Source organism: Aeromonas sp. 82P, assembly GCF_051919365.1.
Lineage (GTDB): Bacteria > Pseudomonadota > Gammaproteobacteria > Enterobacterales > Aeromonadaceae > Aeromonas > Aeromonas veronii.
The window spans coordinates 2,969,009-2,987,410 of the sequence record NZ_JBQBEV010000001.1; the positions used below are offsets into that span (position 1 = coordinate 2,969,009).

The 18,402-nt window shown below is 57.7% G+C and carries 18 protein-coding genes and 1 pseudogene; 3 read left to right on the top strand and 16 right to left on the bottom strand.

The window, feature by feature from the left end:
* Position 1: 1 nt before the first annotated feature.
* From queE to ACTG2S_RS13555, 3 genes are all read right to left on the bottom strand, one after another.
* Positions 2-673, bottom strand: a complete 672-nt coding sequence (gene queE / locus ACTG2S_RS13545) for a 7-carboxy-7-deazaguanine synthase QueE (protein WP_019444695.1) — start codon at positions 671-673, stop codon at positions 2-4.
* A 61-nt stretch (positions 674-734) separates the two neighbouring features.
* Positions 735-1,442 (bottom strand): 7-cyano-7-deazaguanine synthase QueC, encoded by a 708-nt coding sequence (gene queC / locus ACTG2S_RS13550; protein WP_005337128.1) that lies wholly within the window; start codon positions 1,440-1,442, stop codon positions 735-737.
* Between the two features lie 20 nt (positions 1,443-1,462).
* On the bottom strand, positions 1,463-2,086 hold the full coding sequence (locus ACTG2S_RS13555; protein ID WP_236396892.1) for a tRNA-uridine aminocarboxypropyltransferase: 624 nt from the start codon (positions 2,084-2,086) through the stop codon (positions 1,463-1,465).
* Here ACTG2S_RS13555 and rrtA point away from each other — a divergent pair.
* Positions 2,085-2,678 carry a rhombosortase gene (gene rrtA, locus ACTG2S_RS13560; RefSeq protein WP_236396890.1) on the top strand — a complete coding sequence of 198 codons (594 nt, stop codon included), beginning with the start codon at positions 2,085-2,087 and terminating at the stop codon, positions 2,676-2,678. The two genes, ACTG2S_RS13555 and rrtA, sit on opposite strands and share 2 nt — an antisense overlap.
* Here rrtA and pyrF read toward each other — a convergent pair.
* The 6 genes from pyrF to cmk all read right to left on the bottom strand — a co-directional run bounded on the left by pyrF (position 2,653) and on the right by cmk (position 7,826).
* Entirely contained in the window at positions 2,653-3,354 is a 702-nt protein-coding gene (gene pyrF / locus ACTG2S_RS13565) for an orotidine-5'-phosphate decarboxylase (protein ID WP_021231398.1), read from the bottom strand. The two genes, rrtA and pyrF, sit on opposite strands and share 26 nt — an antisense overlap.
* Before the next feature lie 18 nt (positions 3,355-3,372).
* A complete protein-coding gene (lapB, locus tag ACTG2S_RS13570) occupies positions 3,373-4,539 on the bottom strand; it encodes a lipopolysaccharide assembly protein LapB (RefSeq protein WP_005346478.1) in 1,167 nt (388 codons plus the stop codon).
* Positions 4,540-4,548: 9 nt separating this feature from the next.
* Positions 4,549-4,833 (bottom strand): LapA family protein, encoded by a 285-nt coding sequence (locus ACTG2S_RS13575; RefSeq protein WP_005337143.1) that lies wholly within the window; start codon positions 4,831-4,833, stop codon positions 4,549-4,551.
* Between the two features lie 158 nt (positions 4,834-4,991).
* The gene (gene ihfB / locus ACTG2S_RS13580; RefSeq protein WP_005299934.1) at positions 4,992-5,276 is read right to left on the bottom strand and encodes an integration host factor subunit beta; all 285 of its coding nucleotides are present in this window, start codon (positions 5,274-5,276) and stop codon (positions 4,992-4,994) included.
* Positions 5,277-5,368: 92 nt separating this feature from the next.
* Positions 5,369-7,039 (bottom strand): 30S ribosomal protein S1, encoded by a 1,671-nt coding sequence (gene rpsA / locus ACTG2S_RS13585; RefSeq protein ID WP_005337148.1) that lies wholly within the window; start codon positions 7,037-7,039, stop codon positions 5,369-5,371.
* Between the two features lie 94 nt (positions 7,040-7,133).
* Complete coding sequence (gene cmk, locus ACTG2S_RS13590; RefSeq protein ID WP_019444698.1) at positions 7,134-7,826, bottom strand: (d)CMP kinase; 693 nt, start codon at positions 7,824-7,826, stop codon at positions 7,134-7,136.
* 248 nt (positions 7,827-8,074) lie between these two features.
* Here cmk and ribA point away from each other — a divergent pair, with 248 nt between their 5' ends.
* A complete protein-coding gene (gene ribA / locus ACTG2S_RS13595; protein WP_274161822.1) occupies positions 8,075-8,668 on the top strand; it encodes a GTP cyclohydrolase II in 594 nt (197 codons plus the stop codon).
* An 81-nt stretch (positions 8,669-8,749) separates the two neighbouring features.
* Here ribA and ACTG2S_RS13600 read toward each other — a convergent pair whose 3' ends face one another.
* Positions 8,750-9,706, bottom strand: coding sequence for a LysR substrate-binding domain-containing protein (locus ACTG2S_RS13600; RefSeq protein WP_439982633.1), 957 nt, complete (start codon positions 9,704-9,706; stop codon positions 8,750-8,752).
* A gap of 63 nt (positions 9,707-9,769) precedes the next feature.
* A complete protein-coding gene (locus ACTG2S_RS13605) occupies positions 9,770-10,645 on the bottom strand; it encodes a LysR family transcriptional regulator (protein ID WP_005337156.1) in 876 nt (291 codons plus the stop codon).
* Between the two features lie 95 nt (positions 10,646-10,740).
* Here ACTG2S_RS13605 and ACTG2S_RS13610 point away from each other — a divergent pair, with 95 nt between their 5' ends.
* Positions 10,741-11,964: an MFS transporter gene (locus ACTG2S_RS13610; protein ID WP_279498387.1), complete on the top strand. Its 1,224-nt coding sequence runs from the start codon at positions 10,741-10,743 to the stop codon at positions 11,962-11,964.
* 144 nt (positions 11,965-12,108) lie between these two features.
* Here ACTG2S_RS13610 and ACTG2S_RS13615 read toward each other — a convergent pair whose 3' ends face one another.
* The 5 genes and pseudogenes from ACTG2S_RS13615 to ACTG2S_RS13635 all read right to left on the bottom strand — a co-directional run bounded on the left by ACTG2S_RS13615 (position 12,109) and on the right by ACTG2S_RS13635 (position 18,071).
* Entirely contained in the window at positions 12,109-12,663 is a 555-nt protein-coding gene (locus tag ACTG2S_RS13615) for a VOC family protein (RefSeq protein ID WP_279498388.1), read from the bottom strand.
* The gene (locus tag ACTG2S_RS13620) at positions 12,657-13,421 is read right to left on the bottom strand and encodes a hypothetical protein (protein WP_005337161.1); all 765 of its coding nucleotides are present in this window, start codon (positions 13,419-13,421) and stop codon (positions 12,657-12,659) included. The genes ACTG2S_RS13615 and ACTG2S_RS13620 overlap by 7 nt, the downstream gene beginning before the upstream one ends.
* Before the next feature lie 191 nt (positions 13,422-13,612).
* Positions 13,613-14,338: pseudogene (nfsA, locus tag ACTG2S_RS13625) on the bottom strand (oxygen-insensitive NADPH nitroreductase).
* A 71-nt stretch (positions 14,339-14,409) separates the two neighbouring features.
* Positions 14,410-15,975 (bottom strand): AbgT family transporter, encoded by a 1,566-nt coding sequence (locus ACTG2S_RS13630; protein WP_439982635.1) that lies wholly within the window; start codon positions 15,973-15,975, stop codon positions 14,410-14,412.
* A gap of 143 nt (positions 15,976-16,118) precedes the next feature.
* Positions 16,119-18,071 (bottom strand): putative bifunctional diguanylate cyclase/phosphodiesterase, encoded by a 1,953-nt coding sequence (locus ACTG2S_RS13635; RefSeq protein ID WP_013723827.1) that lies wholly within the window; start codon positions 18,069-18,071, stop codon positions 16,119-16,121.
* Positions 18,072-18,402 lie beyond the last annotated feature (331 nt).

The following is an 18,402-nucleotide window of genomic DNA, read 5'->3' on the forward strand; positions in this document are numbered from 1 at the left end:
ATTAATCGATATCCAGATATTTATGAGTCTGGATTGAGAGTCGCCAGTTACGCGCAATACAGGTATCCATCGCCAATTGGGTGGCCCGTGGTTTCTGGCTGATCGGCTGCAAGGCAATGACCACATCAGGGCGCAGGGTAGCGGTAGCGAGCAGCGTATCCAGCTCTTCAATATGGTGCTCGGTGGCCACCGGATGCTTGATCTCGTTGGCCCGCTCCAGCGCCGAGACCAGCACAGGCAGCCCCCCTTTCATGCCAATTTTGGGGGAGACGGTCACCCAGGTCTGCTCATGGGTCTTGATCTCGCTGGTGCCACTGGTTTCAATCTGCACCTGATAGCCCGCCGCCAGCAGGGCTGACGAGAGTTCGTGCAGATCGTAGAGGCAGGGCTCGCCACCGGTGATCACCACATGGCGCGCCTGATAACCCAGGTCGGTAAAGCTCTTGATAATCTGCGCGGTGCTAAGTTGGCTCCAACAATCGGATTCGTTGGAGCGATCCAGCACCGCCGCCTTGCCCACTTCACGAGCCGGATCAACAACCCAGGTATGACGGGTATCGCACCAGGGGCAGCCCACCGGGCAACCCTGCAGGCGAACAAAGATGGCGGGCAGGCCGGTAAAGATGCCCTCCCCCTGGATGGTCTGGAAAATCTCGTTGATTGGGTAGTGCATCTCGATCACGGCTTGTTGCAAAAGTCGCGAATTATACCCCAAGCCACGGCAAGACGCAGGCTCACTCTGCGCTTTTCTCGCCCAGCCCGGTTTTCTCAAACAGTCTGGCCATGATGCCCGCCTTGTCGGCCAGATAGTTGTTCAGGCCGCGACGGCGCAGTTCACACGCAGGACACGTGCCGCAACCGTCACCGGCAATGCCGTTGTAGCAGGTCAGGGTCTGCTGGCGCACCGTGTCGAGGTGACCATAGTGATCAGCCAGTGCCCAGGTCTCGGCCTTGTCGAGCCACATCAGGGGAGTTTCAAAACGGATCCCGCGATCCAGCCCCAGCGACACCGCCTGATTGAGGGCCTTGACGAACTCGTCACGGCAATCGGGATAGCCGGAGAAGTCGGTCTCGCATACACCGGTGATCACCGCTTCGGCGCCCACCTGATAGGCATAGATAGAGGCCAGGGTCAGGAACAGGATATTGCGGCCCGGCACGAAGGTGTTGGGCAGCCCGTTATCCTGCAGCTCGCAGCTGACAGGAATGTCGTCACGGGTCAGGGCAGAGACCGCCAGCTCATTGAGCAGCGTTACATCCATCACCTTGTGGGCGGCAATCCCCAATGCACTGCCCAGGCGGCGCGCGGTGTCGATCTCTTCCCGATGGCGCTGGCCATAGTCAAAGGTGATGGCGTGCACTTCATCATACCGGGCCAATGCCTGCACCAGACAAGTAGTGCTGTCCTGACCACCGCTGAAAACCACGACTGCTTTTTTCATCTTGATAACTCCTTCAAATGTCACGCGCGGCGGCCTTCGGCAAAGTCCTGCCACTGGGTATTCAACCGATTGAACAGGGTCAGCAAGGGCGCATAGCGCTCCGGCCTCCCCTCCCACCGGGACAAGAGGTGATAGCCCGCCTCTATGGTAGAGAGGGCATCGGGAAAGGGTTTCTTTCGAATGGCATATTGACCGGCAATGGCACCAATGCCGATGCGGGGCAAGCGGGCCAGTGCCGGGTTGCTCTGCAACATGCGATAGGCTTTGCGCCAGGTGCCGTCAAGCAAGATAAAGGCGACTGATGCGGAGCCAGAGGATTCACTCTCCCACTGCTGGCGAAGATCGGTCAGCGAAATGGCATCCTCATCCGGCCAGAGCAAATAATAACGACGGGATTGGTCAGCCAGCAGCACATTGAGCCACTCATCGCGGGAAAAGTCCTCCCCCACATGGATCTCGCACTGTTGCAAAGAGGCCACCAGCAGCGCCGCAGTCCCCTTGGGATGTGCCACCTCGTTGGGGTGCTGCAAGATGTAGAGGGGCGTGTGATTGTCAACCGGCACAATATAATCGCACAGGCAGGCTTTGAGGGCTCGGGTGCAACGTGTACAGTATCGACTGTTCTTGTCGTTGGACTGTTTCATGTTGTCAGACAAATCTGGATTGCTCTGGGTTATCACGCTCTCTCTCACCAGCTTGCTACTCTTCTTTACCGTTCCCAATCTTCAGCTCTCCTTCGATCGGCCCTTGATCGCCGGGGGCGAAGGGTGGCGGATCATAACAGGCAATCTGGCTCATACCAATCTGTGGCACCTGCTGCTCAATCTGGGCGGCCTCGCCATCCTCTATAGCCTGTTTCGCGACTATCTGGGTGGGGCTCGCCTGCCGCTGCTGATGTTGCTGCTCTGGCTGGCAGTGGGCTTGGGGATCTGGTGGTGGTGCCCGCAGACCCAGTGGTACATGGGACTATCCGGCTCGCTGCATGGTCTGTTTGTCTGGGGGGCAATGCAGGATATCCGCCACGGACGCCTCACGTCGGGCTGGCTACTGTTGGCAGGGATGGGGCTCAAGCTGGCGATGGACTTCTACAACGCGGGAGAGAGTCCGATCTCCACCCTGATCAATGCCAGGGTACACATCGGCTCTCATCTTATCGGGGCCGGTGCAGGCCTGTTGCTCGGCCTGCACCGCGTATCACTGAGTGAGCCTGTTACGCACCAACCAGCTCGGCATTGATGCTGGCCAGCATGGCGGCCGGATCGGCAGCCTGCGTAATGGGGCGACCGATAACCAGATAATCGGACCCCGCCTCGACCGCCGCTTTCGGTGTCATCACCCGGCGCTGATCCCCGGCTGCTGAACCGGTCGGGCGAATACCCGGGGTCACCAGCTTGAAATCGGCGCCCAACAAGGCTTTCAGCTCATGGGCCTCGTTGGCGGAGCAGACCACCCCATCCAGACCGGATGCTTTGGTCAAGGTAGCTAGTCGGATCACCTGCTCGGCAGGGCTCACATCCAGACCAAGAGGGATCATGTCGGACTGCTCCATGCTGGTCAGCACGGTCACGCCGATAAGCAGGGGGGCCTTGTCGCCATAAGGCAGTAGCGCCTCTTTGGCGGCACGCATCATCCGCTCACCACCACTGGCATGCACGTTTACCATCCAGACACCGAGCTCGGCACTGGCTGCCACGGCTTTGGCAACAGTATTGGGAATATCGTGAAACTTCAGATCCAGAAAGACATCGAATCCCTTGGCCACCAGCTGACGTACAAACTGCGGGCCAAACAGGGTAAACATCTCCTTGCCTACCTTGAGACGGCACTGGGCCGGAGAGATACGTTCAACGAACGCTAAGGCATCTGCCTCGTGCTGATAATCCAGCGCTACCAGTACTTTGGGATCTTGCATCTCACATCCTATTGCTTGTTATTCACCGTCCAGACCGCGGATCGGCTTGATGGAACCCCACTGGCGACAAGACGGGCACTGCCAGAACAACGAGTGAGTGGCAAAGCCGCACTGCCGACACTTGTGGGTTGACTTGATTTTTATCTGCTCGCCGACCAGCTGTTGCAGAAGCTCGAGGCTCTCCTTGGCAGGCCCCTCCTCCGCACTGGCCAGTTGAAAACCCACCAACTGGTAAAAACCTTTCATCGAGGGATGACGACGCAGCTGACGCAGCACCAGCGAACGGGCCTGACTCAGGCCATCACGCTCTTCAACCAGCTTGGCAAGGGCCAGGGTCACGCTGACACCGGCGTGATCTTCCACTGCCTTCTCAAGCAGCGGGATCAACGCAGGCGTGCGCCCCAACTGCTGATAGCACTCGAGCAATTTGGGCATCGCCTCGGAGGCAAAGTCGATATCCTGCTCGAACACCCGCAGCAGCTCCTTGCTGGCCTGCTCATACTCCCCCTCTGCCATGGCGAGCTCAGCGAGGCGCAAACTGGCCCGGGCACATGCCGGATTGATACTGAGCGCCCGTTTGAGCTTGGCCAGCCCCTCCCCTTTATTGCCCTCACGCAGCGCGATCTCGGCTTGCTCGCAATAGAAATGGGAGATGGGGTCGGCCAGCTTCTTGCCCTGGAATTTTTGCAGACGAACCGCCACATCGATGGCCTTATCCCAGTCCCGCAACTGCTGATGGATAATCAACAACTGTGCCAGCGCCGTCTCTTCATAGTCGCTGTCATCACACAGCTCATTCCAGAGCGCTTCCGCTCGGTCCAGCAGACCAGCAGCCAAAAAGTCGCGCGCAAGCTCCTGCAGGGCAAGCTGTCGCTGCTCCCGGGTCAGCTGGCGGGTTACCAGGTTCTGGTGGATCTTGATGGCACGATCGACCTCCCCACGCTGGCGAAACAGGTTGCCGAGGGAGAGGTGTGTTTCGATGGTTTCACTGTCCACCTCAAGCAGCTGGATAAAGAGATCCACCGCCTTGTCGGATTCATCGGACAGCAAATAGTTGAGGCCCGCCACATACTGGCGGGAAAACTGGTTACTCTGTTTTTGGGTGTCCTGGCGAACACTCCTGCGACCCATGTACCAACCATAACCGGCGGCGATGGGCAACAGCAGGAAAAGCAGTTCAAGCATTGAGGAACATTATTCCTTACCCGGTGACCGGGCCAGCTCCAACTCGCGGGATTGACGACGCATGGTGCGGTTGAGGGTGCGGTTTTGCATTTTCAGGCGCAGGAACAGCAGGCCGAATACCAGCCAGCCCAGCAAAAAACCGCCAGCGAAGAAGAAGCCCAACAGCATGGCAAGCGAAAACTCACCCTGAGCGATCAGGTAATTGAACTGAACCAGCTGGCCATTTTGTGAGCCCAGCGCCAGGGTCAGAACAAACACCAGCACCAGCGGAATGAGGGCCAAAATACGCTTCATAAGAGCTCCCTGTCAGTATCTAATGAGAGGCTGATTATCCTTAAAATAGCAGGCAGACTCTAGAGTGAATGGGAAAAGAGTTTAAGAAACAAGACGATTGGCACAGGAATCGGTGCCAAAAAGAAAAAAGGCATACCCGAGGTATGCCCATTTCTGCATTATTCAATGATGTTGACGCGCTCGCGCAACTCTTTACCTGGTTTGAAGTGCGGGACATATTTCCCGGTCAGTTCAACCTTGTCCCCAGTCTTGGGGTTGCGGCCCACACGGGGCGCACGATAGTGCAGTGAAAAACTGCCAAATCCGCGGATTTCAATCCGGTCGCCGTTTTGCAAGGTCGACGCCATCTGCTCAAGGATCTCCTTGATGGCGGCTTCGACATCCTTGGCCGGCATATGCATGCGGCTGGCTGCCAGTTGTTCGATGAGATCTGATTTGGTCATAACGTTAAATCTCCTTCCCCGATCACATGCAATATTCATTTTGCCAGGATAAAAAAGGGCGGCGCAATGCCGCCCTTTTCTTGCATCAAGGATTACTCACCCTTGGCGGCTTTGAACGCTTCCATCATAGCATTGCTGAACACAACTTCTTCTTGCTGGTTCAGGTTATCGATAGCAACACGCTCATCAGCCTCGTCCTTAGCACGGACAGACAGGCTTACGGTGCGGTTCTTACGATCAACGCCCATGAATTTAGCTTCAACTTCGTCACCAACAGACAGCACCAGAGTGGCGTCTTCTACACGGTCACGAGCAGCGTCGGAGGCACGCAGGTAGCCTTCTACGCCATCAGCCAGTTCGATAACGGCACCTTTGGCATCAACCTCGGTAACCTTACCCTTCACGATAGCACCTTTCTTGTTGTCAGCCAGGTACTTGTTGAACGGGTCTTCTTCGATCTGCTTGACACCCAGGGAGATGCGCTCACGCTCCGGATCCACTTGCAGAACAACGGCTTCGATCTCGTCGCCTTTCTTGAATTCACGCACGGCTTCTTCGCCCTGGTTGTTCCAGGAGATGTCAGACAGGTGAACCAGGCCGTCGATGCCGCCATCCAGACCGATGAAGATACCGAAGTCAGTGATGGACTTGATCTTGCCGGAAACACGGTCGCCTTTGGCGTGAGTTTCGGCAAACAGCTGCCACGGGTTGGATTTGCACTGCTTCAGACCCAGAGAGATACGACGACGCTCTTCGTCGATGTCCAGAACCATCACGTCAACCACGTCGCCAACGTTAACAACTTTGGACGGGTGGATGTTCTTGTTGGTCCAATCCATCTCGGATACGTGTACCAGGCCTTCAACGCCTTCTTCGATTTCAACGAAGCAGCCGTAGTCGGTCAGGTTGGTCACGCGGCCAGACAGACGGGTGGTCTCCGGGTAACGCTTGGCGATAGCAACCCAGGGATCTTCGCCCAGCTGCTTCAGACCCAGGGATACACGAGTACGCTCGCGGTCGAACTTCAGAACCTTGACAGCGATCTCGTCGCCAACGTTGACGATTTCGGAAGGATGCTTAACGCGCTTCCACGCCATGTCGGTGATGTGCAGCAGGCCGTCAACACCGCCCAGATCTACGAATGCACCGTAGTCGGTCAGGTTCTTGACGATACCCTTAACTTCTTGACCTTCTTGCAGGTTAGCCAGCAGGCTTTCGCGCTCGGAGGTGTTCTCGGTCTCGATCACGGCACGACGGGAAACAACAACGTTGTTGCGCTTCTGGTCCAGCTTGATGACTTTGAACTCGAGTTCTTTGTTTTCCAGGTGAGCGGTGTCACGGATCGGACGCACGTCAACCAGAGAACCCGGCAGGAAGGCACGGATGCCGTTCAGTTCAACGGTGAAACCACCCTTGACCTTGCCGTTGATGATACCGATAACGGTAGCTTGCTCTTCGTAAGCCTTCTCAAGCTGCAGCCAGGCTTCGTGGCGCTTGGCTTTTTCGCGGGACAGCTTGGTTTCGCCGAAACCATCTTCGATAGAGTCCAGAGCCACATCAACGGTGTCGCCGACGTTGATTTCCAGCTCGCCCATGGCGTTCTTGAATTCTTCAGCCGGGATAGCGGACTCGGATTTCAGACCGGCGTCAACCAGTACGAAACCGTTCTCGATAGCAACGACAGTACCCTTGACGATGGAACCTTGACGGGTTTCAACGGCGTTCAGGGACTCTTCAAAGAGTTGAGCAAAAGATTCGATCATTGTTTATGTCACAAATGAAACATCCACTTGCAATCCGGCACAAGCGGGGCTGTTTTAAATAATCTGCGCCATCCTTGGTGCAGACGACCGGATGTCAGCTTGCGCTGGCATCACCAAGTTGTTGCTCTGCATAGGCGAGTACTGTTGCCAGCACTTCATCTATGGTCATGGCGGTAGAGTCTACCACCAGAGCATCTTCTGCCGGTTTCAGGGGTGCAGTGGCGCGATTTCTGTCGCGATCGTCACGTTCCCGAATCTCGGTTAAAAGACGCTCAAAGTTAACATCAAAGCCCTTATCTTGCAACTGCTTATAGCGACGCTGGGCCCGCTCTTCGGCACTGGCGTCGAGGAAAATCTTCACCTCGGCCTCGGGGAAAACAACTGTGCCCATGTCACGACCATCGGCAATCAGACCCGGGGCCTGACGAAATGCACGCTGACGGCGCAGCAAGGCTTCGCGCACCCGGGGGAAGGCGGCGATTTTACTGGCAGCATTACCCACTTCTTCGGTGCGGATGGTGCGGGAGACATCTTCCCCTTCCAGGATCACCTTGACCAGATCGCCCTCAACCTGAAATTGCACATCCAGATTGGCGGCCAGCGGCACCAGTGAGGCTTCACTGTCCAGCTCTACATCGTGATGCAGGGCGGCCAGGGACAACACCCGATAGATGGCGCCCGAGTCCAGCAAGTGCCAACCCAGCTTCTCAGCAAGCAGCTGACACAAGGTGCCTTTACCTGCACCACTGGGGCCATCAATTGTCATTACGGGGGCCATCTGAGGCATAACTTCTCTCCTGCACTGTGTTGCTCCCATCCCGAAGGGGTGGGTTAATGGGCGCCGATTATACCCGAATGTGGTGAGCCTGGCAGTCATCAATCCGCACAAAGGGCCAAAACCCCGCCGGACAGCTGTGCTTGTATCTCATTTGGAGATTTCATTAAGCAATGCAGGGACTTGTTCTTATGGTCGTTCCTGACAAGGCGCGCTAAACTGGCCCCCTTTTTTGAGCCGTTAGTAGTAAGGAGCAACCTATGAGCAGCGTTACCCTCGTGGCCAAATCAAAATTGCCAACCCCTTGGGGCACCTTCACGCTGGTAGGTTTTCAGGAAACCGGCACAGGCAAAGATCACGCCGCACTGGTGATGGGCGACATTACCGGTGAAGAGCCCGTGCTGGGCCGGATCCACTCAGAGTGCCTGACCGGCGACGCCCTATTCAGCCTCCGTTGTGACTGCGGTTTCCAGTTGCAGGCGGCCATGGAGAATATCGCCAAAGCCGGTCGTGGCGTGTTGCTGTATGTGCGTCAAGAGGGTCGTGGCATCGGCTTGCTCAACAAGATCCGCGCCTATCACCTGCAGGATCAGGGTGCCGATACCGTGGAGGCCAACGTGGCCCTTGGTTTTGCCGCCGACATGCGCGATTACACCATCTGCGCCGATATGCTCAAGCAGCTTGAAGTCCAGTCTCTCAAACTGATGACCAACAACCCGCGCAAGATGAAAGCCATGGAATCCTTCGGTATTCCGGTGGCCGAACGGGTACCGTTGCAGGAAGGGCGCAACCCCCACAACGAGTTCTATCTGTCGACCAAGGCCAACAAGCTGGATCATATGCTGAAGAAGTGAGCCTGCATTGACGAATGACAGATAGTCAAACGCCTCCCATTGGGAGGCGTTTTTCTTGGGATGACCACACATCAACCCAAGCTATCTAAGTGGCACGGTCAAATTGGCCAGCAGAGCTTCAAGCTCTTCGCCAGTGCGGGCAGCACAGTATTGTTCGACCCGCTCGCGGGTCAATTGCGGCGCGAGACGTTCAATCAGATCGTAGAGATAGCCGCATAAAAATGCCCCTCTGCGCAACCCGATAGCGGCCACACAGCCTGGTAGCCAGGGCGCCGTTTTGAGCACCAGATCGCCATCGCGCTGGGGCTCCCAGGCAAAAGTTGCCATCACCCCGATGCCCATCCCTTGTCTGACATAGGTCTTGAGCACATCGCTGTCGCTCGCACAGCAGGCGATCCGGCTCTCGGCATGAGCGCAATCAGTGCCATGAGCGGCAGAGAGCGCCCTTCCATCGGTCACCAATGCAAACTCCACCAGCTCAGCCGGAGTCAGCGATGTTGCTTTGGCCAACGGATGATCCTTGGGTAGCACCAAGCCCCGTTGCCACTGAAAAGAGGGGAGCACAAGCAGATCGCTCCCCTCCTCCGGTTCATCCGCCAGCAGCAGATCGGCCGCGTCATCATGCACGGCTGCGCGGCACTGCGCAGCACTCCCTTGCATCACAGTTACGGCAACTTTGGGAAAGCGGGCCATGAACCCCTTGAGGATGGCGGGCAGAATATAACGGGCTTGCAGATGAGTGGCGGCAATGGTGAGGGTTCCCTGCTCCGGATGCACATGCTGCCTGGCCATGACCTTGATGGTGGCGACCTTGTCCAGCACCTCCGCGGCCACTTTGATCACATCACGACCTATGGGAGTGATCTGGGTCAGGTGTTTACCGCTGCGCTCGAAGATCTGGATCCCCAGCTCATCCTCCAGCATCCGCACCTGTTTGCTGATCCCGGGCTGGGAGGTAAAGAGGCTCTCGGCGGTGGCCGACAGATTCAGCCTGTGGTTCGCCACCTCGACGATATAGCGCAATTGCTGCAATTTCATGGTGTAGCCCTCAAGCGAACCCACCGTTAATAGTAACAAACTTTCAGCAATGGCCCGCCGCCATCAGGCCGGGCGCTCCTTGAGTAGAAAATCACGCAAGGCACGGTTGGCCATGGATAGCGGATCGCCACGCCGCCACGCCACACAGAGGTCGAGGTAGATGGGCGGGTCGAAGGGCACGCCACTCAGATCCGGCTCCTCTTCCAGCACCATCCGCAAGAAGGTGGTCACCGCAAAACCTTGCCGCACCACCGCCTTGAGCAGAGGGATAAGATTGCTCTCGAAGGCGATATCGGGTTCAACGCCCAGGCTCTGGGCTAGCGCCTCCATATGCTCCCGGTGGTAAAAACCACGGCGAAACAGCGCCAGCTCCTGAGCAAAGAACTGCGAGAGGGTGACGGCCGGTTCGCCGCGCAAGGGGTGATCGTCCCCCACCACCATCAACATCTCTTCGCTCAGCAGATGTGCCCCCTCGATGGCGGGGGGAAGATCACTGGTGATGAGAATGGCCAGATCGAGGGAGCCATCCACCATCCGGCTGAGCAGCTCACGGGTGCCGGCCTCTTCGACCCGGATCTTGAGGCCGGGATAGCGATGCTTGAAGGCCATCAGTCGAGGGGGAAAATAGTAGGAGCCCATCATATAGGGGATCCCGATCCGCACCTCCCCCCGCTCCAACCCCTTGAGCTCGGCCATCTCGGCCTCGGCCTGATGCATCTGCAGCAACAAGCGCTCGGCATGGCGACAGAGCACCTCTCCCTCCGGGGTGAGCCGTACCGCCCGGTCCTGTCGATCAAACAGCCGCAATTCGAGCTGCTGCTCCAGCTTGGCAATGGCCATGCTGATGGCCGGTTGTGCCACATGCAGGCTGTTGGCTGCCTTGGTAAATGAGCCGGCATCCCTGACCGCCAGCAGATAGGTGAGCTGTTTCAGATCCATGTATCAATTAATCTTATGAGATGGATAACTTAAATATATTATATTTATAACCGCAAGGACTCTACCCTGACCAAAAGTAGTCAGGACAATACGCAATGATTGAAATTGGAAGTCGCGAGTGGATACGTGCAACCCTGGCCCTCAGCATGGGCTCTTTTCTGGTATTTCTGAACCTCTACCAGACCCATCCCCTGTTACCCCTGATTGCCGAGGTCTTCTCGGTCAACTCCCTCTCGGCCAACTGGACCCTGGCAGGATGCACTGCTGGCCTCGCCGCCTCCCTGCTGATCTGCGCCAGACTGGCGGATCGCCATGGCCGTCGGCAGGTCATGCTGGGTACCCTCACCCTGGCGATCCTGCTCTCACTGTTGATCCCGCTGGTTGAGCAGTTTGGCTCCCTGCTGCTGCTGCGTATCCTGCAGGGCGCGCTGCTGGCCGGGTTACCAGCCACTGCGATTGCCTATATGGGGGAAGAGTTCAGCAAACGGGCGCTCCTCTCGGCGGTGGGGGTCTATATTGCCGCCAACTCCCTCGGTGGCATTGCCGGTCGGGTGGTCGGCGGTCTGTTGGCGGGCTGGTTTGGCGACTGGCAGCATACCTTTCTGGGGATCGGAGTGATCAGCCTGTTACTGCTGCCGCTGGTCTTCTGGCTGCTGCCCCACCAAACCCGCTTTGTGGCGAGCGCCCCCGTTCGCGGTCAATTTGCCCGCGCCTTGCAGCAACACTTGACCAATCCCTTGCTGGTAGGGGCTTACCTTATAGGCGGGCTCAACTTTATGGTGTTTCTGAACCAGTTCAGTTATCTCACCTTCCTGCTGGCCAAGCCCCCTTTCTCCCTGCCCACCCAGTGGCTCGGCATGCTATTTCTCACCTATCTCTCGGGAACGGTGGCTTCCTCCCTGAGCGGTCGCTTTGCCAACCGCTGGGGGGCACAACGCATGCTGCTGGTCGGGATCGCCCTGATGGCCCTCGGCAGTCTGTGGCTACTGCAAGCTAGCCTGCTCGGGATCCTGAGTGGCTTGCTGATCTCCAGCTTCGGCTTTTTCCTGGCACACGCCTGCGCCAGTGCCTGGGTCGGTCATCATGTCGAACACAACCGCGCCCTCGCCTCCTCTCTCTATCTGGTAGCCTACTATCTGGGAGCCAGTCTGGGGGGACTTTACCTGCACCCGTTCTGGGAGCTGGGCGAGCTGGGCGGTCTGGTCATGGGAATTGAACTGGTCCTCATCTTGACGGCGGGCTTGAGCCTCTGGCTCGGCCGTCTCAAGCAGCGAAGCCAATCGCCACTGCCCGCCCAGCAACCCCACCGACACGGGTAACAGGCTCAGCGCAAACAGGGTCACCCACGAGCAGATGGCGATCCGCAACCCAGCGCCACCAGATAACAAAAGGGGTCACACCGGTGACCCCTTTTGCTGCGTTATTCAAGAGCCTGTCAGGCTCGCACCGCATTTAGAGCAGGATCACTCCTGATTGAAATAATCCGCAGGCACCGCGACCACAGCACCGGTCGCCACCTCTTCGGCGATCACCTCAGCCAGCGAGCGCAGATGAAACTTGATCTGTCCGGAGGGCAACATCAGGCCAATATCGGGGTTGCGGGTATCCTGCATGTTGCCAGTTTTGAATGGCAGCTCGGGATAGCGCGCTACCAGATCTTGCAGTGAAGTGACCACCAGCTCGATATGTTCCAGCCCCGCCTGATGGGCGCGACCCGGTTTCGGTGCAGCCAGCTCGATACAGGGTACCTGTACCTCACCAGCCAACAGCGGCTGATGCAACTGATAAGTGGCGATGGGACGTCCGCCAATCATCCCCTCCACCAGCAAGGTACCTGCCTCAGCCAGCACAGCACATAGCGCGCGGTACTCCTGCAGGGTAGCCGCCCGATAACAGAGGTGATCGACCGTTGGCCGGGAAATTGTGACGCCAGTGGCGGACAGTTCGGCCAACAGCTGAGAAACAAATGGGGCCATTGGCCCCAGTGTGGAATCGAGTGGATGGGACATGCTTACCATTTCTTCTTGGGTTGAAACAGGACATCGAGCTCGTCGGCTTCCTTGTCCTTGATGTTTTGCAGATCCTGCGCGCTATTTTGCTGCTGCAGCTCTTCAAGCTCCTTGAGCCCCTGACGCATATCTTCTTCACGGGCCAGCAGATAGGGATCCTTGTCGCCCACGCTCGCCATGGCAGAGAGTCCCTTGGTATAGAGCTGGCGGCAAGTACCATATTGGCCCTGAATGCGGGCATCCATCGCCCGCTTGACCAGATTGGAGATGTTGATCTTGAGCTGCATCAGCTCGAGGCGGCGCTCTTCCTGGGCAAACCCCTGAGGGTCAATCTTGCCCTTGTTGTGCTCGACCCGCAGCACAGCCCGCATCTTCTTGACCAGCTGCAGCATCTGGATCGCCTGACGATCGGACTCCGGGGTCTTGAACTGCCCCTCATCCTGCACGCTGTAGTTCTCCTGTACATTCTTGATTTGGGTCTGCACATCAACGATGCGCTGCTTGATTTGATTATTCGGCATCACCTGGGCGATGGCGCGATAGGCATCGAGGATCCGGTGCTGCAACAGCAACACCATGTTCTTGGAGAAAGGCACCAGATTGACGTTCAGCAACACCTCTTCGGTCTCGTCAGCCACCGTCTTGTGTCTGGCAACGGCGTGACGCTTGTCCGCCTCAGCCTTCTGCTTATATTGCTGCACCACGTTATAGGCGATAACCAAAAACAGGAGTGCGCCAATAGACAGCAATACCAAAGTTAAAATCATAGGATGTCCAAACCCCTGTTCCTATCCAATTGCGTGATCCTACAACAGCTTACCCACTTAAGGTAGCCTGCAGATCCCCCCTTGCCCACGATTTGTCACCAAGCTGTGCCCCCGGTCTCAGGGAGAGATTGCAGGATCAGGGGATGATGACCATGACGGTCACCTCCTCATAGTATCGCCCATCAGCGCCATTACTTGAGGTTAAAGCCCCGTGATTGCAGGAAGCCCAACATGAAAGGACGGGACTCCTTGCCCAGAATGGCGCGGATCTGGCCACTCCAGGTCTGCTGTTTGTTGTTGCTGCTGCGGGCCTGATAGTAGTCCGCGATCTGCTGATCGTATTGAGCCAGTAGGTCACGATCCAGCTCGTGCTGGTAGCGATCCTGATGCACCACCAACCCCCTGGGCAGACGGGGTTTCTGCTCCGGCTGCTGGGCAGGATGACCGAGGCAGAGGCCAAACAGCGGGATCACCTGATGGGGCAAGCCCAGCAGCTCGCTCACCTCGGCGGGATGGTTGCGAATGCCGCCGATATAGACCCCGCCCAGCCCCAGCGACTGCGCCGCCAGCAAGGCGTTTTGCGCCATCAGGGCGCCGTCGATGGCTCCGATCAGCAACTGCTCCGCATAGCCGGTCTGGGCCTCTGGCACGATCTGGGTGTGGCGGTGGTAATCGGCGCAGAACACCAGAAACTCGGCCGCCTGCACCACATAGGGTTGATTGCCCGCCAGCATGGCCAACTGCTGACGCGCCTCGGGTTAGCAGACTCGCACAATACTGGTCACCTGCAAAAAGCTCGAGGTCGAGGCGGACTGGGCGGCGGCGAGAATGGCATCCAGCTGCTGCGGGGCGATCGGCTCGGCAGTGAACTGACGAATGGAGCGATGGGAAAGGATAAGATCGATGGTCTGATTCATGGCACCTCCAAAATGAGGTAACACCATAGCGAAAAAAACGAGGGAGCCCAAGGCTCCCTCGCACACCCAGCTTAAGGGGCCGGATAGACGTAAGGGGCTTGCAACCCGAGCGGGAAGCCGAGCGCCCAGTAGAGCAGCAGGAAAATCGTCCAGCTCACCAGGAAGGCAAGCGAGTACGGCAGCATCATGGAGACCAGGGTACCGATCCCGGTGCTCTTCACATACTGCTGGCAATAGACCACCACCAGCGGGAAGAAGACCATCAGCGGGGTGATGATATTGGAAGCAGAATCCCCAACCCGATAGGCCGCCTGGGTCAGCTCGGGGGAGATCCCCACCGCCATCAACATGGGTACCAGGATCGGGCTGATCAGCGCCCACTTGGCGGAGGCCGAGCCGACTACCAGATTGACGGTGGCGGTGAGCAGGATCATCCCGACGATGGTCACCTCACCGGGCAGCGCCAGCGCATGGAGCACTTCGGCACCGGAGAGGGCCAGCAGGGTGCCCAGATTGGAGTCACCAAACGCCTTGATAAAGAGCGCGCAGAAGAAGGCCATCACCATGTAGGAGCCCATCTTGTTCATGGTGGCCGACATGGCATCGATCACATCCTTGCCACTCTTGAAGCTGCCTGCGACAAAGCCGTAGACAATCCCGGGCAGGATAAAGAGCAGGAAGATGAGCGGCACTATGGACTTCATCACTGGCGCGGCGAAGGTGGTCAGAGAGCCATCAGCAGCACGCAGCGGTGAGTCGCTCGGGGAGAGCGCCAGCGCCAGCAGCACGATAGCCGCCAGCATGGCAAACCCGGCCCAGTTGAAAGCCCGGCTCTCTTGCGCGCTGTAGCGCCCCATCTCGTCGGCACTCTCCAGATCCTCGTTGAGCGCCACGTGCTTGAGGCGCGGCTCCACCACCTTTTCGGTGATGAACCAGCCGACGCAGATGATCAGCAACGAAGAGGCACCGGTAAAGATGATGTTGCACAGGGTGTTGACCATGTAGTCAGGATCGAGCAACTGAGCGGCGGACTGGGTAAAACCCTGCAGCAGCGCATCCCCGCCGGAGGGCAGGAAGTTGGCGGCAAAACCGCCGGAAACGCCGGCAAAGGCAGCTGAGATCCCCGCCAGCGGATGGCGTCCGGCAGCGTGGAAGATGATGCCACCGATGGGGATCACCAGCACATAACCCGCATCTGCGGCGGTGTGGCTGACGATCGCCACCAGGATCAGCATGGGAGTGAGAAAACGGGCAGGCGTCACTTTCAGCAACTTTTTCAGACCGGTATTGATAAAACCGGACTGCTCGGCCACCCCGACCCCGAGCATGGCCACCAGCACGATCCCGAGCGGGGCAAAGCCGGTAAAGGTGGTCACCATGGTGGAGAGAAACTCGGCCAGACCGGCACCGGTCAGCAGGTTGTTGACCACTACCGCCTCCCCGGTACGGGGGTTGACCAGATCAAACTGGAATTGTGACAACACCCAGGAGCCGACCCAGACGATCAGCAAGGCGTAGAGGAACAGCATGGCGGGGTCGGGTAATTTGTTCCCGGCTTTCTCGACGCCATTGAGGAAACGGTTCAGCCAACCTTTGGGAGGGCTGGCCGGACGGTCATTGACAGCAGCATGACTCATTATTGCGATACTCCTTTCCCTAGAAACGAGGTCGCATGCTAGCAACTCCAGCCAATCCGTCTCATGACCGATCGCAAAAGAATGATTAATTTTGATTAAATATTACGGAATAAAATCCCAAGTTGGGGTCTAACGCACACTTGTTACTCTGCCATTACGGCATCTAGCAGTGGATAACGCCCAACCTGGCACTCCACCACAAAGCCGCTCGCCTCGACTTGCGCCACAGTCAGCGGCTTGCTGAACAGATATCCCTGGAACACATGGCACCCCTGGGTCTGCAGGGCGGCCAGCTCGTGAGGCTCCTCCACCCCTTCCGCCATGATCCCCAATCCCAGATTGGTGGCCATGGCTGCAGTCGCCCGTATCACCGGCAAGTTGAGGCCGACCACGAAGGAGCGATCCAGCTTGATGTTGTTGATCGGCAACCGGTTGAGATAGGCCAGAGAGGAGTAGCCGGTACCGAAATCATCAATGGCAATCTTGATCCCCTGCTCGCTCAAATCGTCGAGAATGCCGAGGCACCCCTTCATATCGAGCATCAGCACGGTTTCGGTCAGCTCCAGCGTCAACAGGGAGGCATCCACCCCGTGCAGCTCCAGCTGCTGGCGAACTTGCCCGGGCAGCGCCGACGAGAGCTGGAAACCGGAGAGGTTGACGGAGACCGGCACTCGCTGATGGAAGCGCTTCTGCCAGCTGGCTACCTGTGCCAGCGCGGTAGAGAGCACCCAGCTGCCGATCTCGCGGATCAGCCCCATCTCTTCGGCCAGCGGGATAAATTCCACCGGCGACACATGGCCGAGCACCGGGTTGTACCATCGCAGCAGTGCCTCGTAACCGATCAGACGCCGTTTGGCGGCATCGACCTGCGGCTGGTAACAGAGGCTCAGCTCCTGACGGCCGATGGCCTTGGCCAGAAACTGTTTGAGATTGAGCTTGCGCTGCAGGGTCTGCTGCATGCTGGGGGTGAAACGCTGCCAGCGCAGCCGCCCCATCTGCTTTGCCTGATACATGGCCATATCGGCACGGGTGATAAGGTTGTCCCCGTCATCCGCATCATCGGGATAAATGGCGATACCGATACTGCCACCGATGGTCACCTCCGGCAGCCCGCTCAGTTGCAGCGGCTTGGTCATCTGGGAGAGCATCTGATCGGCCACCTCTTGCGCCCGATCCCCCTGATTGCCCAGCGGCACCAGTGCGGTGAATTCATCGCCACCGAGGCGAGCCAGCTCCACATCCCGCGGGCAAATCTGTTTGAGGCGACCGGCGACCCGCTCCAGCAGGCGATCTCCCGCCTTGTGGCCGTAGTTGTCGTTGACCAGCTTGAAGTTGTCCAGATCCATGAACACCAGCGCGAAACGCTCCCCCAGCCCGCAATAGGCCTCAAGGGATTTCATCAAGCCATACCGATTGAGCAGGCCGGTCAGGGAGTCGTGCCAGGCGAGGTGGCGATGCTCCAGCTCTTCGAGTTTGCGATCGGTAATATCCCGCATGGTGAGCAGAATGCGAGCACCCTGCTGGATATAGCGGAACTGATACTGGAACCAGCGCATCCCCTTGAGGGTGCGGCACTCCCCCTCGGTCACCACCTCATCGAGACGGGAGAGCTTCTGGTAGAAGCTGTCATCATTGCCGGAGAAAACCTGGGAGAGCTTGGCGATCTGGTGGCCAAAACACATTTCGAAGTGATAGTTGCCACTCTCGAACACACCATGGCTATCGAACAGGCAGGCAAGGGTATCGCCGGTTGCCAGCGAGGACTCCTGATAGAGGGTATCGGAGTCGAGCACCGCTTCGGTCATCATCATCAGCCGGCCAGCCAGTTGAATACCGGAGAGGCGCAGATAGATCTGCTTCTTGACACCCTTTGGGGAGAGGGTCCACCACTCGTTGTAACTGCGCCCCTGCTGAAAATCACCCAGATAGCGCTGCAGCAGCAGATCGATGGCGGTTGCCATATCGGCAGAGAAGTCGCGGGAGCAGAGTTCGTCGAGAGACGTCGCCTCCCACACGGAGAGCGCGGCGCTGTTTGCCCAGAAAATATGGTGATGCTCGATGTCATAAACCCAGATCGGGGTATGCAGAACATCCATCGTCTTCAGTAACCGTTCGTCAAGCGTATTCATCTGGTCAAGGTCATTCATGCTGGATGGTCACTGGTTAACCGGAAAACAGATCTGGCAAACCGCTAGCTGCAGAATGCAAGGTGCAAATACCTCTCGGCCATTATCCCTTTTCACATAGCCAAGAGCGGACAAAACTATTTCAGATATCAACAACAGGGCAGCCTGTACGGCAATACTACAAAGGACTCAGCCAAGGACCCTGTTAATCCAGGCAAATCATATAGTCGATTTTTAACTTTTTTCCCCAGTAAAAACAAGCACTAAGAGCTATCCACTCGAGACCTTGAAAGAGCAATTG

Bases quoted from the DNA above. Each gene is read 5' to 3' on its own strand.
- ihfB (WP_005299934.1), bottom strand. From the start codon at position 5,276: ATGACCAAATCAGATCTCATCGAACAACTGGCAGCCAGCCGCATGCAT.
- ACTG2S_RS13635 (WP_013723827.1), bottom strand. From the start codon at position 18,071: ATGGATGTTCTGCATACCCCGATCTGGGTTTATGACATCGAGCATCAC.
- pyrF (WP_021231398.1), bottom strand. From the start codon at position 3,354: ATGCAAGATCCCAAAGTACTGGTAGCGCTGGATTATCAGCACGAGGCA.
- ACTG2S_RS13610 (WP_279498387.1), top strand. From the start codon at position 10,741: ATGATTGAAATTGGAAGTCGCGAGTGGATACGTGCAACCCTGGCCCTC.
- ACTG2S_RS13605 (WP_005337156.1), bottom strand. From the start codon at position 10,645: ATGGATCTGAAACAGCTCACCTATCTGCTGGCGGTCAGGGATGCCGGC.
- queE (WP_019444695.1), bottom strand. From the start codon at position 673: ATGCACTACCCAATCAACGAGATTTTCCAGACCATCCAGGGGGAGGGC.
- cmk (WP_019444698.1), bottom strand. From the start codon at position 7,826: ATGCCTCAGATGGCCCCCGTAATGACAATTGATGGCCCCAGTGGTGCA.
- queC (WP_005337128.1), bottom strand. From the start codon at position 1,442: ATGAAAAAAGCAGTCGTGGTTTTCAGCGGTGGTCAGGACAGCACTACT.
- ACTG2S_RS13620 (WP_005337161.1), bottom strand. From the start codon at position 13,421: ATGATTTTAACTTTGGTATTGCTGTCTATTGGCGCACTCCTGTTTTTG.
- ACTG2S_RS13600 (WP_439982633.1), bottom strand. From the start codon at position 9,706: ATGAAATTGCAGCAATTGCGCTATATCGTCGAGGTGGCGAACCACAGG.
- ACTG2S_RS13555 (WP_236396892.1), bottom strand. From the start codon at position 2,086: ATGAAACAGTCCAACGACAAGAACAGTCGATACTGTACACGTTGCACC.
- ACTG2S_RS13615 (WP_279498388.1), bottom strand. From the start codon at position 12,663: ATGGTAAGCATGTCCCATCCACTCGATTCCACACTGGGGCCAATGGCC.
- rpsA (WP_005337148.1), bottom strand. From the start codon at position 7,039: ATGATCGAATCTTTTGCTCAACTCTTTGAAGAGTCCCTGAACGCCGTT.
- rrtA (WP_236396890.1), top strand. From the start codon at position 2,085: ATGTTGTCAGACAAATCTGGATTGCTCTGGGTTATCACGCTCTCTCTC.
- ACTG2S_RS13630 (WP_439982635.1), bottom strand. From the start codon at position 15,975: ATGAGTCATGCTGCTGTCAATGACCGTCCGGCCAGCCCTCCCAAAGGT.
- ACTG2S_RS13575 (WP_005337143.1), bottom strand. From the start codon at position 4,833: ATGAAGCGTATTTTGGCCCTCATTCCGCTGGTGCTGGTGTTTGTTCTG.
- ribA (WP_274161822.1), top strand. From the start codon at position 8,075: ATGAGCAGCGTTACCCTCGTGGCCAAATCAAAATTGCCAACCCCTTGG.
- lapB (WP_005346478.1), bottom strand. From the start codon at position 4,539: ATGCTTGAACTGCTTTTCCTGCTGTTGCCCATCGCCGCCGGTTATGGT.